Here is a 13,915-nt window from a genome sequence, read left to right as displayed (position 1 = left end):
CGCAGGACGTGACGCGGAAACGGATTGATTGCAATGGCAGCGGATGTGATCGTTTTGGGGGCGGGTATCATCGGGGTTTCGGTTGCCCTGCAACTGGCTCGCAGGGGCAAGTCGGTGGTGCTGGTGGACCGGCGCGGACCGGGTGAGGAAACTTCCTTCGGCAATGCCGGGCTTATCCAGAGAGAAGGCGTCGTTCCCTACGCCTTCCCGCAGGACCTTGCTCTGCTGTTGCGCTATTCCCTGAACAACAGCATCGATGCCCGTTATCACCTCTCCGCTTTGCCGAAGATCGCGCCCTTTCTCGGCCGTTACTGGTACAATTCCGCAGCCACGCGGCACGCAGCGATTGCCCGCGCCTATGCGCCGCTGATCGAGCATTCGGTTTCCGAACACAGCATTTTGATCGATGAGGCAAAGGCCGCCGATCTCATCGTCAAGAACGGCTGGATGGAGGCCTATAGAACCGCTGCAAGGCGGGATGCAGACTATGCCTTCGCCGAGCGTCTGGCGCGTGACCACGGTATTTCCCACACGAAACTCGGGGACGAAGAACTCGCGACTGCCGAACCGCATCTAAGCCGCGATTTCGTCGGTGGTCTGAAATGGGACGATCCCTGGTCGGTGCGTGATCCGCACGCGCTGACACTGGCCTATGTCAAACTGTTCGAAAGTCTCGGCGGAACCTTTGTGCGGGGCGATGCCTCCACCCTCAGCCAGACTGTCGCGGGCTGGACGGTGCGCACCGAAACCGGCGCGGTCGAGGCCGAACATGCCGTCGTCGCACTTGGCCCCTGGGCGGATACGGTGACGGAACGCCTGGGTTACCGCTTTCCGCTCGGTGTGAAGCGTGGCTATCACATGCACTATGCGCCGCAGGAGGGCACGAAGCTTAACAACTGGCTGATCGATGCGGAGCGTGGTTATTTTCTGGCGCCGATGCGAAAGGGTATCCGCTTGACGACGGGCGCGGAATTTGCCGAACGCGATGCGCCGAAATCTCCGGTGCAGATCGAGCGGGCGGAACGGGTGGCTCGCACGGTCTTTCCTCTTGGCGGCAGGCTGGATGCAGAACCGTGGATGGGTGCGCGCCCCTGCACGCCGGATATGATGCCGATCATCGGAAAGGCGCCAAGGCATAGGACATTGTGGCTCGCCTTCGGGCATGCCCATCACGGCCTCACACTCGGGCCCATCACCGGCCGCGTGCTGGCGGAAACCATGCTGGGGGAAGCGCCTGTTATCGCCATCGACGCCTATCGCCCGGAAAGGTTCAATCCCTGATAGCCGAATCCGCTGGCCTTCCTGCGGCGGGCCACGTAACATGGGCTTATCCAAGGGGAAAAGGGGCAAGCGTCATCATGACGGCGAGGTTTCTCATCTATCAGCAGCAGGACGATTTTCGTTAGCGAAGCGCTTCCGCGCGCGAAACAGAAGAGAAACGGCCTGCTGGTGCATGATGGATGATATTGAAAACGCAAAGAAATTTTTCGCCGATAACCCCGATATCGAAATTCTCGAAGCTTTTGTCATAGATGCGAACGGCGTGCCGCGCGGCAAATGGATTCCGCGCGAGAGGGCCATCGACGTTCTTGAAAAGGGAATGGCGATCCCACGCTCCGTTTATGCGCTGGATATCTGGGGTCGCGATGTGCACGCCGCAGGCCTCGCCGAAGGCACGGGTGATCCGGATGGGTTCTGCTTTCCTGTTCCGGGCACGCTGTCGCGGGTGACATGGCTCGGCCGGCCGACCGCGCAGGTCCTGCTTGCGATGAAGAACCCGGATGGAACAGGATTTTACGGCGACCCGCGCAATGTCCTGGCGCGGGTTCTGGAAACATACAAAAAAGCCGGTCTCACGCCGGTCGTGGCGACGGAACTCGAATTTTACCTGATCGACCCGGTCCGCTCCGCGCTCGATCCCGTTCGTCCGCCGCATAGTCGCGAAGGCCGGTGGCATACCGGCCAGACACAGGTTCTGTCGATTTCCGAATTGCAGGATTTCGAGGACGTCTTCCACGATATCGCCACGGCCTGCCGGGCACAGGGCGTGCTTGCCGATACGACGCTGCGGGAAAACGGCCCAGGACAATATGAGATCAACCTCAATCATGTACCCGATGCGTTGCAGGCTGCGGATTTTGCCGTCTTCCTGAAGCGCATCGTCAAGGGTGTGGCGCGGCGGCATGATCTCGATGCCACCTTCATGGCCAAGCCTTACGGGTTGCAGGCCGGTAATGGCATGCATGTCCATTTTTCCGTCCTCGATAAGGACGGCAGGAATATCTACGCCGGAGAAAACGGCCCGTCGGACGCGCTGATGCATTCGGTTGGCGGCCTGTTGGAAAACATGGGGGAGAGCATGGCGATCTTCGCCCCCCATGCCAATTCATATCGACGCCTGACGCCGAGCGAACATGCGCCCACCTATGCCTCCTGGGGCATCGACAACCGCTCGGCGGCGGTGCGCGTCATCGTCGCCAGCAAGGCCGCAACCCGTATCGAACACCGCGTGGCCGGTGCCGATACCAATCCCTATCTCGTCGTCGCGATGATCCTGAGTGCGGCACTTGCCGGCATGAAGGAAAAACGCCAGCCCGGCGGGGCGATTTCCGGCGACAGCCATGCCATCAATCACGAACCTTTGCCCACCAACTGGGACTACGCCCTGCAGCGTTTCACACGCTCCAGCTTCGCTTATGCGACGCTTGGCCAGCGCTACCGTACGCTGTTTTCCGCCTGCAAACAGCAGGAGCTTTCCGAATTTTCCCTGCGTGTAACCGACGTCGAATATGACGCCTATATCAGGACGGTGTGAGATGGCTGAGGTGACGAGCATTCCCAATCCCGGCCACACCTCCTCCTGGTATGCGGCCTCCTCCAATGTCAAATCCGTGCGGCCCTCGCTTGAGGGCGCACTGGAAGCCGATGTCTGCGTCATCGGCGGCGGCTTTACCGGCATTTCCGCCGCTCTCGAACTGTCCGAACGTGGCTATTCGGTCATCGTGCTGGAAGGCGTGCGGGTCGGTTTTGGCGCCTCGGGCCGCAATGGCGGCCAGATCGTCAATGGTTATAGCCGCGATCTCGAAACCATTGCCGGCCGCTACGGGCATGAAAAGGCGGTGAGGCTCGGTGAAATGTCGCTGGAAGGCGGCACGATCATCCGCAGCCGCATCGCGAAATACGCCATCGATTGTGATCTTGTCGATGGCGGCTTCTTCGCGGCCTTTACGCCGAAACAGATCCACGAGATGGAGGCCCATAAGGCCCATTGGGAAAAACACGGCCATGGCGGGCTTGAAATGGTCGCCAAGGCCGATGTCGGAAAATACGTACACACTGATCGTTATGCCGGCGGCATGATCGACCGTTTCGGCGGCCACATCCATCCGCTCAATCTGGTGCAGGGGGAAGCGGCGGCGGCCGAAAGTCTCGGTGCGCGCATATTCGAGAATTCGCGGGTTATTTCGGTGGAGCAGGGCGCAAATCCGGTCGTGCGCACGGCGATGGGCAGCGTGAAGGCGAAATATGTTCTCGTCTGCGGCAACGCCTATCTCGGAAAGTTGCTGCCGGAAATCGGTGACCGCATGATGCCGGTCTCAAGTCAGGTCACGGCGACGGAGCCGCTTGATGCCGACCTGATCGAGGAACTTCTGCCCGCAAATTATTGCGTGGAGGATGCGAATTACATTCTCGATTATTATCGCCGCACCTCCGATAATCGCCTGCTTTATGGCGGCGGTATCGGTTATGGCGGCAGTGACCCGACGGATCTGACCGGCGTTATCCGCCCGAACATGCTGAAGACCTTCCCGCAACTGGAAAAGACGAAGATCGACTTCGCCTGGAGCGGCAATTTCGCGCTGACACTGACGCGCATCCCGCATATGGGCAAGCTATCTGACAATGTCTATTTTTCGCACGGCGACAGCGGCCACGGCGTCACCACCACGCATTTGCTGGGCAAGATACTGGGCGAGGCCGTTGCGGGCCACGCCGAGCGTTTCGATGTCTGGAGTTCCCTGCCGAACTATCCGTTCCCGGGCGGCAAGACCTTCCGTGTGCCGCTGACCGTGCTTGGTGCGTGGTGGTACGGCATGCGCGACAGGCTCGGATTTTAAAACGTCACCGCTTTCAAACCGGCAAGTGCGTTGTTCGCAATATCCTCAGGTGTGGCGTCGATGCTGACGGTCACGACACCCGGTTCGCCGGTCGGCACTTCCAGCGTGGCAAGCTGGGTCTGGAGCAGCGAGAGCGGCATGAAGTGGCCCTTGCGTTCGCCCATGCGCCCGCTGAGGAGTTCGAGGCTGCCATCCAAATAAACGAAAGCGAGCGGGCCGCCGGTAGCCTCGCGAAGGCGGTCGCGGTAGATTTTCTTGAGCGCCGAGCAGGAAACGACGACACCATTGTTTTCATAGCCCTTGCGCAATTCTGCGCCGATCACGTCCAGCCACGGCCAGCGATCGTCGTCGGTCAGCGGAATGCCGTCGGACATTTTATCGATATTGGATTTAGGGTGAAGCTTGTCGCCCTCAATAAAGGCAACGCCCAGTTTTTCCGCCAGTTCCTCTGCGACCGTGGTCTTGCCAGAGCCGCTCACTCCCATCACGACGATTGCCTGTGTCACCCGAACCTCGAATGTTTCTGTTTCGACGGTCAGCCCCTAACATGCGAGGCGGATGTCGGGAACATAAAAATGCAGTGGCTCCTCATGTCAGTGCCCGGTTTTGCGGGCCGCTGCTCTTTCCAGTGCAGAAAAGGCAGCGTGAATCAGGATCGCGAGTGCGGCAACGATCAACCCGCCCTGAAGGATAAAGGCGAGATTGTTGGATTGCAGGCCCGCAATAATGACTTCTCCGAGCGTGCGGGCCGCGACCGTCGAGCCTATGGTCGCGGTTGAAAGGCTGATGACTGCCGAAAGCCGGATGCCCGCAAGGATCGCCGGGAGGGCAAGAGGCAGTTCCACTTTGACAAGCCGTTGCCAGCCGGTCATGCCGCTGCCTCTGGCAGCATCCATCACGGCCGCCGGCAGGGTCGTCAGTCCCGTCAGCGTGTTTTCGAAAACCGGCAGCAGCGCATAGAGGAACAGTGCGATGAGCGTGGGTTTCTCGCCAAAACCGATCATCGGCACCGCGAGCGCCAGAACCGCCACCGGCGGAAAGGTCTGGCCTATGTTGACGATGCTGCGCGACAGCGGCAGAAAATCCGCTCCGAAGGGGCGGGTGACGAGAACCGCGAGCGCTCCGGCCACCAGCGTGGCAAGCCCCGTGGCAATCCCGACAATGGCGAGATGCGACAGTGTGAGTGAAAACAGGTCGGCCTGGGTGTAGATCGCCGGCGCATTGGCCTGCACGAGAGGGCGGAACAATGGCGCAAAGACCTGCGGCGTTGCGAGAAAGACGATTAGCGCCACTACCAGAAGGCCGGGGGCGAAAAACGAAGCGGCATTCTTCATGGGGTTCCGGCAGCACGCTGGAGGAGAACATCGCGCCGCACCCGGCCCGCCGGCTGGCCGTCGTCTTTCAGCACCGGAAGGGCATCGCAGCCCGCCCACAACATTGCCGACAGGGCATCGCGCTGGCTGGTATGCTCGTTCAGCGGTTTGCCTTCAGCGCTTCCCGGCTCCACGACCTCTGCAACGGACAGGACCGACAGCAGTTTCAGCGCGCGTTCGTTTTCGCCAATCATGGTACGCACGAAATCCGTTGCCGGTTTCAGCACCAGCTCGGCTGGCGGGCAATCCTGAACGATACGGCCCTTGTCCATCACGGCGATGCGGTTCGCCAGATGGAAGGCCTCATCCATATCATGGGTGACGAGAACGATGGTAACGCCGAGCTTTTTCTGGATATCGAGAAGATCGTTCTGCGCCTTGGCGCGGATCACCGGGTCCAGCGCACCGAAAGGTTCGTCCATCAGAAGAATGTTCGGCTCTGCCGCAAGCGCGCGTGCCACGCCGACGCGTTGCTGCTGCCCGCCCGAAAGCTCATGCGGAAAGCGGTCGGCATAAAGCGCCGGATCGAGCTGGAAGAGATGCATCAGCGCATCGATTTTCGCATTGATGCGCTTTCGGTCCCAGCCGATCAGCTGTGGAACGGTCGCGATATTCTCCGCCACGGTGCGATGCGGAAACAGACCATGGCCCTGAATGGCGTAGCCGATCTGACGGCGCAGCTTGTAGCCCGGAATAGTGCTCACATCCTCTCCGTCGATACGGATCGTGCCGGATGTCGGCTCCACCAGCCGGTTTATCATGCGCAGCAGGGTGGTTTTTCCCGACCCGGAAGTGCCGACGATGACGGTAACGGTGTGCGGCGCCACGGTCAGCGATACCTGATCGACCACGGCCGCATCGCCATATCGTTTCGTGATGGTGTCGATCTCGATCATGCCTTTTGCCTTCCGCCTGCGCTGAAGAGATTGCTGTCGATGATGGCATCGAGCGCGATCGCAGCGGCAAAGCCGATGAGAACGGTCGGCACGGTGCCAAGCAGCACGAGGTCCATCGCCGTCTGTCCGATGCCCTGAAACACGAAAACGCCAAATCCGCCGCCGCCGATCAATGCCGCGATGGTCGCAAGCCCGATATTCTGCACCAAAACGATGCGGATACCGGTGAGAATGACCGGCATGGCCAGCGGAAATTCCACCCGCAGCAGTCTTTGCACAGGTGTCATGCCAAGCCCGCGCGCGGCCTCCCGCACGGCCTGCGAGACGCCGGAAAGACCGACAACCGTGTTGGAAACGACCGGCAGCAGCGAATAGAGAAACAGCGCCACGAAGGCGGGCGCCATGCCGATGCCGGCGATGCCGATCTTCGCCGCGCCGGGCACATTGGCTGCGATCCATCCGAGTGGTGCAATCAGAAGACCGAAAAGGGCAATGGAGGGAATGGTCTGGACGATATTGAGAGCGTTCAGCACACCGGCGCGCAACCGCTCGACCTTATAACAGAGAATGCCGAGCGGGATACCGGCCACGGTTGCCGCAACCAGCGAGCCGATGGCAAGCTCCACATGCCGTAGCGCCTCGGTCCAGAAGATATCGGCCCGGCCGGTATACTCCTTGATGATGGAGAGATCGTCCCAGAGGCCGCTTGTCAGCACCGCCGCGAGCGTCGCGATTGCCCCCAGCAACAGCAAAATCCGTATAGACGGTTTCGGCTGGAGACGTGCAATGCAATCAGTAGTGAGCAGCGCAAACCCTGCAAACATCAACCAGAAACCGCTGGCTGGCGAAACGCGGGCAAAATTGTTGCCTTCAGGCGTCAGCGCAGAGGCCGCCCGCCCGACGAAGATCGCCAGCACTGCCAGGCCAACCAGCGCGGCTGCGAGTTTCAGGCGCGTCGGAAAACGAAAAAAGGCGATGAAGGCGGCGCCAACAATGATGGCGGCGAGGAGGATAGCAGCAGGCACCGGAAGGGCTTCGAAGATCGTGCGCGTTTCGCCCTGAATGATCCGGTTGGCGCGGAACGTCATGAAGGGAGATGCAAAAAGCGCGTAGAGAAGCAGGCACGAAATCAGCACGCCCACCTTGTCAGGCCATTTCGTCAAATTCCGCTCCCCCGGATCGTGGGTTCGTACGGGATGGTGAAAACCGCGCATGGGTTTCCGCCATCCCGCTTCCCAAAGGCTGTTATTTGAGGAAACCGTTCTTCGTCAGGAAGTCGGTCGCAACCGCCTTGGCCTGTTCGCCACCCACCTGCACGCGGGCGTTCAGGTCCTGCAGGGTCGCCAGATCCAGCTTTTCGAATACGGGTTTCAGCAATTCCTCGATATTGGGATACTTTTTCAGCACCTCTTCGCGGATGATCGGTGCAGGCTGGTAGACGGGCTGCACATGCTTGTCGTCTTCAAGAACGACCAGACCGGATGGGGCGATGCCGCCATCGGTGCCATAGACCATGGCCGCATTGGCATTGTTTGTCTGATTGGCGGCAGCGGCGATGGTGGCCGCGGTATCGCCGCCGGATAGCGTGATCAGCTGATCCGGCTTCATGGTGAAGCCGTAGGTTGTCTGAAATGCCGGCAGGGCAGCGGCGGAATTGACGAATTCCGAGGAGGCGGCAAGAACCACCGCACCGCCATCGGCGATGTACTTTCCGAAATCCGAAAGCGTTTTCAGATTGTTTTTGTCGGCGACATCCTTGCGAAGCGCAATCGCCCAGGTGTTATTCGCGGGTGATGGCGTCAGCCAGACGATCTTGTTGGCGTCATAATCGAGCGTTTTCGCTTCCTCATAACCCTTTGCGGCATCCTTCCAGAGCGGGTCGTCCGCCTTGGAGAAAAAGAAGGCGGCATTGCCGGTATATTCCGGATAGATGTCGATCTCGCCCGCAGTGATCGCTTTTCTCACCACCGGGGTGGCGCCGAGCTGGTTGCGATCCGTCGTCTGGATATTGTTTTTGTTCAGCACGGCAAGGATGATGTTGCCGAGAACGCCGCCCTCCGTGTCGATCTTCGACGACACGACCACCTGCGCCTGAGCGATGGAACCATAAAATGCAAGCGCCAATCCGACGCCTGTCAACATCATCACGCGTTTCATGAAAATTCCTCCGGTGGGTCAGCCTGTCGAACACGCGAAAATTGCCGTCGCAATTGCGGAGAAACAGGAACGACCAGAAGAACAAATGGTTGCAACACCACCAGCTTTTTTTGCGGGAATGGCAGGCGCGCTGGTCCGGCTCAGGTTTTGTCGTCCTGCTTGCGTGCATCCTTGCCCATGACGAGCGGCATAAGGACGGACAGGAACAGAAGCCTCAGAACGTGATGCGACCCGACATAGGCGGTATCGGCATGCATCATCACCGCCATGGCCGCCATGGTTTCGAGGCCGCCCGGCGAATAGGCGATCATGACGGCATTGAGCGGAACGCCGGTGATGCCGGAAATCATCCAGGCAATGCTTCCGGCGATCACCATCACGGCGATTGTGACGACGAAACCCGCCAGAAAGCCTTTCCGAACGTCCATCAGGGATACATTCGAAAAACGGGTACCGATGAGACAGCCGATCAGCACATAGACCGGCAGGCTGAGCCAGGTCGGAACGCCGCCCTCGGTGAGGCCGGTAATATGGGTGCCAATGGACACGGCAACACCGCCGAGCAGCAGGGCTGCCGGAAACTTCCATCGCAGGAAGAGCCATCCCATCGCAAGGGATGCGCCAATGGTCAGCGCCAGTGTGAAAAGGCCCATCGGCGGGTTGACGATGAGCGGTTCCGTGCTGACGAGGTCGAAATATTCGACGATCAGCGGCACGGAAAGGGTGAGCGCCAGCACACGCACGCTTTGCACGATACTGACCGTCGCAAGGTCGCTTTTCGTCTCCGCGCCAAGACTGATGATGTAGCTGAGGTGCCCGGGCGAAGCGCCGAGCATCGCCGTGGTCCTGTCATATCCGAAGCCGTAATGCAGGATCCAGTAGGCGACATAGAGCATGATGACGACGGCGACGAGCACGACGACGAAGCTCAGGGGCCATGTTTTTGCAGCATCGATGACCGAAGGCGTGACGCTCGTTCCCATCGAAATGCCGACAATGACGAAACAGGCATTGCGGATGAAGGCGGGAATTCCGAGCCTCACGCCGGCCAGTCCCGTGATCGTCACGGCGAGTGCAGGGCCGGAAAGAAAGGGGGCCGGGATATTGAGGAGGCTGGCGATGAGCGCACCCATGCTGCCGACAAGCGCGGTAAGCGCAAATGTATGGAATTCAGGCTTGATGATCATTGCGACGCTGATGGGTTGCTTCAGAAAAGCTCGCGACCAAATGCGCCGCTTCGTCTTGCGACGTCAACATGCGGGGCCAAAAATATTATATTTCAAGAGCGATTTTATAAAAGAAAAGCCCGTGGCCTGCGGACACGGGCTTGGTAACCGCCGATAGGCAGGGGACGATCAGGCAGCCGGCAGAGGAGCGGCAACCTTCGGCATTTCCGTATCGATCCCGAGCAGGAAGTTGATCTGCGGCCGTGCCTTGACGAGATCGTCGATCGAATATTCCGTCAACACGTCAAAGAAGGCATTGAGCGCCTTGCGAAGTGCCGAGTTCAGCCCACAGCTGTCCACAAGCGGACATTCCACAGCGCCATCCTCGAAGCATTCCGCCATCGCGAAGCTGTCTTCCGTCACCTTCACCACGTCAAACAGGCTGATCTTTTCTGCAGGCTTGCCAAGACGCACACCGCCATTGCGGCCGCGCACGGTTTCCACCAGCCCGGCCTTGTTGAGCGGCTGCAGAATTTTGAAAAGGAACAGCTCAGAGACGCCGTAAGCCCGCGCAATCTCCGGAATGCGGCTCAGCTTGCCTTCATTCGCGGCGCAATACATCAACATGCGAACGGCATAGTTGGTCTGTTTGGTCAAACGCATGCTGGTCTCCTAACTCTCAATGTGGAGTTATATAGTCTCTTTTTCAGTTTAGAACAATTCCAGAAACTGAAAAAACTGGCATCCATCCGATATTTCTCGAACGGCCTTGTTGACCGGCCCGATGATTCATGAACAAACAAGTCAAGAATCTGAATGTAATGGAGGCATTCGTAATGGCAAGCTTGAAATCATGTTTTTCCGCTGCCGTTTTTTCCGGGTTGACGATGGTTCTGGCCGCTCCCGCCGCTTTTGCGGATGGTGAGGTAAACGTCTATTCCTATCGACAGCCGGAGCTGATCCAGCCGTTGCTCGATGCCTTCACGAAAGAAACGGGCATAGAGACCAACGTTCTTTTCCTCGATAAGGGACTGGTGGAGCGCATTCAGGCCGAGGGGGTCAATTCGCCGGCCGATATTCTGCTGACGGTTGATATTGCCCGTCTCGTCGAGGCGAAGGAAGGCGGCGTCACGCAGCCAGTGCTGAACGATCCCGTCATCGAGAAGGATATTCCGCCCAATCTGCGCGATCCGCAGGGCGAATGGTTCGGCCTGACGACGCGTGGCCGGGTTGTTTATGCTTCCAGGGAACGGGTGACCCAGAAGGACATCACCTATGAGGAGCTTGCCGATCCGAAATGGAAGGGCAAGATCTGCATTCGCGACGGCCAGCATTCCTACAATATCGCGCTGATCGCCTCGATGATCGCCCATCATGGTGTGGATTATACGCGTACATGGCTGACGGGCCTGAAGAACAACCTGGCGCGCAAGCCTGACGGAACCGACCGCAGCCAGGCAAAATCGATCTTTTCCGGCGAGTGCGATATTGCGCTTGGCAATACCTATTATGTCGGCCTGATGCTGACCAACGACCGCGAGCCGGAAGAAAAGGAATGGGCGGGATCGGTGCGGGTGATCTTCCCCAATGCGGGCGATCGCGGCACGCATGTGAATATTTCCGGCATGGCCCTGACGAAATACGCGCCCAACAAGGACAATGCGCTGAAGCTGATGGAATTCCTCGCATCGCGCGAAGCACAGGAAATCTATGCCAAGCAGGTCTTCGAATATCCGGTCCTGCCCGGCGCGGAGCCTTCCGATGTGGTGAAGGGCTTCGGCCCCATTAATCCGGACAAGCTGCCGCTGACGGATATCGCCGCCCATCGCAAACAGGCATCCGAGCTGGTGGATGAAGTCGGTTTCAACGACGGCCCAACCAATTGATGTCGCTGCCAATGCCCGCGATCGGTTGAGAGTTAGGCTACCGGCGGGTCAATTTCCCGCCGGCTTTTCGTCCAGAGACGCATTGTAGTCGAGGATAGCCTTGCGCCTTTCCGGCGTTCCGGGATGGGTGGACACGATGCTGGTGCCGCCCTTGTCGCCGAGTTTTTCCTCAAGAAGCGCAAAGAAACGCTCTATCGCGGTGGGATCCAACCCGGCCTTGCGCATCAATTCCACGGAGCGCTGGTCGGCCTGCCGTTCGGCGTCGCGCGAATGCGACAAAGCCAGAAGGCCGCCGCCCTGGGTGAGAATATCTTCCATGGCCGAACCGACATCGCCGGCAATCAGCATGACGAGACCGGCGACACCGGCGGCGCGATAGAGCTGCCGCAGGCTGTGTTGATATTCGACATGGCCGATTTCATGCGCAAGAACCCCGATGATCATCTGCCTGTCGTCACCGGCCAGCTCCACCAGTTCATCCGTCAGAACGATGGTGCCGTCCGGAAGCGCAAAAGCATTGGGGCCGATATAGCCGCCTTCGCGAAAATTCAGCTTGTAGTCCTCGGGCGAGCCTTCAGCGTGGGCGGCGATCTTTGCGAACTCTGAACGGATCGCGTCCTGTTCCGGCTGCGGCAGGGCGCTCGGAGAAAACACCGTCTTGTCGAAGGCCTGCAGCGTACTGGCCGACATGACCTGCGGAACGATTGGCGGCGTGACGGCAACCGCCACCTCCACGAGGGCCGGAAGAGCAAGCTTGTAGGTGCCGTAGGCGAGAAGAACGGCCGCGGCCGCGATGCCGACCAGCCGTGGACGAAATTGTTCCAGCCAATGCACGAAGCCGGAACGTTTCGTGATGTGCCGGCCGAGCAGCCGGTCCACGCCATCATTGTCGCGTGTTTCAAAGAGCGAGCCGTCAGGAAAGTGCAGCTCCCGGGGAATGGCCCCGACCCGATGGCTGATCTCAACCGTATTTATCTCGGCCTGGGTTCTGACATGGTTGTCCCCGGCGTCGAGCACGAGAAGGACAGTGCCGCCAAGTTTTAACCTGGCGGCGCTCGAAAGGTTTGAGCGAGCGGCATGCCACTCGCCCGAAACGGTTTCTCCGGTATCAGAAACCAAATTCGAAACCTTCCATATCCATATATTCGGCGCTGACGGCCGCACCCGTCGCCTCCATGGAGGAGAGTACCTCGCCCACATCGCCGTTGAAACGGATTGCCGTGCGCTCGACGGTGTAACGCGCCTCGCGCACCGCCGCCCAAGGCCGCATCAGGCCGAAGGTGAAAACGGTGACGATCAGGTTGGAGATGACGATCCAGAGGTAACGGCCGCGGTGAAGGTCGCTGTGCAGGTCGTGCTTTCCGTCAAGCAACATGGACGAGATGACGACGTTGCGAACACCGGTGCGATAAACCACGCCGGCAAGGCCATAGACGAGAAATGCGCCAAAAAGACCGATATAGAGAGAGGCAAGCGCAGTCACCATGGCAGTCGTCTCATCTTCGAGCATCGCGCTGTTGGCGGCAAAGGCAGCAATGCCGAAGAAGCCGACCACGACGCTGCCGATCACGACCATGATGGCGGGAATGATCCAGACCCGGTAAAGCGCGCCAATCTTCGGATCGGCAGTGAAAGGGCGATCACCATAACGCAGATTGCTGAAAATGTAGCGGTTCGCCCAACGGCTGGCCAGAGGCGCCAGAATGCCGAAGGAAAAGAGCGCGACCAGGCCGCCAAGCAGAATGGAAACGAAAGCCCCGCCGGCGGTGCCGACGAAATCGAAACGCACATTGCGATAGCTCGTCACCCGCGCATTAAAACGGATGCTGCGTGTGATCAGCCAGGGAAAGAAGATCATCAGCAGGATCAACGGCAGGAAGACCAGAAACGGATGGATGAGGCCAACAAGCTGCGAGATGACGATGAAGGCAAAGGCGATCAGGCGGCCCTTGAAGATTTGTCCGCCGGTGGCGTGATAACCGAAGGCGCGGCCGGCAAGCACGGTATTGCCGTTGAAGTAACGCTTGCGGCGCACCTTCGCCCAGGCGGAATAGATGCCGATGGTGATGATCGTCAGAAGAATATTGACGATCCAGATTCCGAAATATTCCTTCGCGTTTCCGGTGAAGGAGCCGCGTTCGATCCCGCGCTGATCCGCACGGACAGAGATGTCACTCATAAATAATCCCTCATGGCATGCCCCTCTCCGGGCAGATTGAGTTTGCAAGCTTCCCCGTTATTCGTCGGTTTGGCAGCGTCCCCACGCCGCAACGGCACTCTTACGCGATAACAGCTTTAAGTGGAATTATTTTGACAGAA

Annotated in this window: 13 protein-coding genes; 4 read left to right on the top strand and 9 right to left on the bottom strand. The window is 59.2% G+C overall.

Annotation, left to right across the window (positions count from 1 at the left end):
- Positions 1–33: 33 nt before the first annotated feature.
- From AC1ROR_RS12135 to AC1ROR_RS12125, 3 genes are all read left to right on the top strand, one after another.
- On the top strand, positions 34–1,281 hold the full coding sequence (locus tag AC1ROR_RS12135; protein WP_498589525.1) for an NAD(P)/FAD-dependent oxidoreductase: 1,248 nt from the start codon (positions 34–36) through the stop codon (positions 1,279–1,281).
- 172 nt (positions 1,282–1,453) lie between these two features.
- A complete protein-coding gene (locus AC1ROR_RS12130) occupies positions 1,454–2,815 on the top strand; it encodes a glutamine synthetase family protein (RefSeq protein ID WP_035219508.1) in 1,362 nt (453 codons plus the stop codon).
- Position 2,816: 1 nt separating this feature from the next.
- Entirely contained in the window at positions 2,817–4,118 is a 1,302-nt protein-coding gene (locus tag AC1ROR_RS12125) for an NAD(P)/FAD-dependent oxidoreductase (protein WP_498589524.1), read from the top strand.
- Here the strand turns inward: AC1ROR_RS12125 and AC1ROR_RS12120 are convergent.
- The 7 genes from AC1ROR_RS12120 to rirA form a co-directional block, all read right to left on the bottom strand.
- Positions 4,115–4,603 carry a gluconokinase gene (locus tag AC1ROR_RS12120; RefSeq protein ID WP_035219505.1) on the bottom strand — a complete coding sequence of 163 codons (489 nt, stop codon included), beginning with the start codon at positions 4,601–4,603 and terminating at the stop codon, positions 4,115–4,117. The genes AC1ROR_RS12125 and AC1ROR_RS12120 overlap by 4 nt on opposite strands.
- Positions 4,604–4,711: 108 nt before the next feature.
- Positions 4,712–5,452, bottom strand: a complete 741-nt coding sequence (locus AC1ROR_RS12115) for an ABC transporter permease (RefSeq protein ID WP_498589522.1) — start codon at positions 5,450–5,452, stop codon at positions 4,712–4,714.
- Positions 5,449–6,387 (bottom strand): ABC transporter ATP-binding protein, encoded by a 939-nt coding sequence (locus AC1ROR_RS12110; RefSeq protein WP_498589521.1) that lies wholly within the window; start codon positions 6,385–6,387, stop codon positions 5,449–5,451. The genes AC1ROR_RS12115 and AC1ROR_RS12110 overlap by 4 nt, the downstream gene beginning before the upstream one ends.
- Positions 6,384–7,550 carry an ABC transporter permease gene (locus tag AC1ROR_RS12105; RefSeq protein ID WP_498589519.1) on the bottom strand — a complete coding sequence of 389 codons (1,167 nt, stop codon included), beginning with the start codon at positions 7,548–7,550 and terminating at the stop codon, positions 6,384–6,386. The genes AC1ROR_RS12110 and AC1ROR_RS12105 overlap by 4 nt, the downstream gene beginning before the upstream one ends.
- A gap of 82 nt (positions 7,551–7,632) precedes the next feature.
- The gene (gene osmF, locus AC1ROR_RS12100) at positions 7,633–8,544 is read right to left on the bottom strand and encodes a glycine betaine ABC transporter substrate-binding protein OsmF (RefSeq protein ID WP_498589517.1); all 912 of its coding nucleotides are present in this window, start codon (positions 8,542–8,544) and stop codon (positions 7,633–7,635) included.
- Positions 8,545–8,684: 140 nt separating this feature from the next.
- Complete coding sequence (locus AC1ROR_RS12095; protein WP_080833099.1) at positions 8,685–9,731, bottom strand: AbrB family transcriptional regulator; 1,047 nt, start codon at positions 9,729–9,731, stop codon at positions 8,685–8,687.
- A gap of 168 nt (positions 9,732–9,899) precedes the next feature.
- A complete protein-coding gene (gene rirA, locus AC1ROR_RS12090; protein WP_035219495.1) occupies positions 9,900–10,373 on the bottom strand; it encodes an iron-responsive transcriptional regulator RirA in 474 nt (157 codons plus the stop codon).
- 173 nt (positions 10,374–10,546) lie between these two features.
- Between rirA and AC1ROR_RS12085 the strand changes: the two genes are divergently transcribed.
- Positions 10,547–11,596 carry a Fe(3+) ABC transporter substrate-binding protein gene (locus AC1ROR_RS12085; protein ID WP_498589515.1) on the top strand — a complete coding sequence of 350 codons (1,050 nt, stop codon included), beginning with the start codon at positions 10,547–10,549 and terminating at the stop codon, positions 11,594–11,596.
- A gap of 48 nt (positions 11,597–11,644) precedes the next feature.
- Here the strand turns inward: AC1ROR_RS12085 and AC1ROR_RS12080 are convergent, their stop codons facing one another.
- Positions 11,645–12,715 (bottom strand): M48 family metallopeptidase, encoded by a 1,071-nt coding sequence (locus tag AC1ROR_RS12080; RefSeq protein ID WP_139785997.1) that lies wholly within the window; start codon positions 12,713–12,715, stop codon positions 11,645–11,647.
- Complete coding sequence (locus AC1ROR_RS12075) at positions 12,705–13,775, bottom strand: YjgN family protein (RefSeq protein WP_035219489.1); 1,071 nt, start codon at positions 13,773–13,775, stop codon at positions 12,705–12,707. Before AC1ROR_RS12075 ends, AC1ROR_RS12080 begins: the two co-directional genes overlap by 11 nt.
- Positions 13,776–13,915: the final 140 nt, after the last annotated feature.

This window comes from Agrobacterium sp. GW821-FHT14E08 (assembly GCF_058803865.1).
Note: the sequence above shows the minus strand (reverse complement) of the source record. Positions and strands in the feature narration are given on the sequence as shown.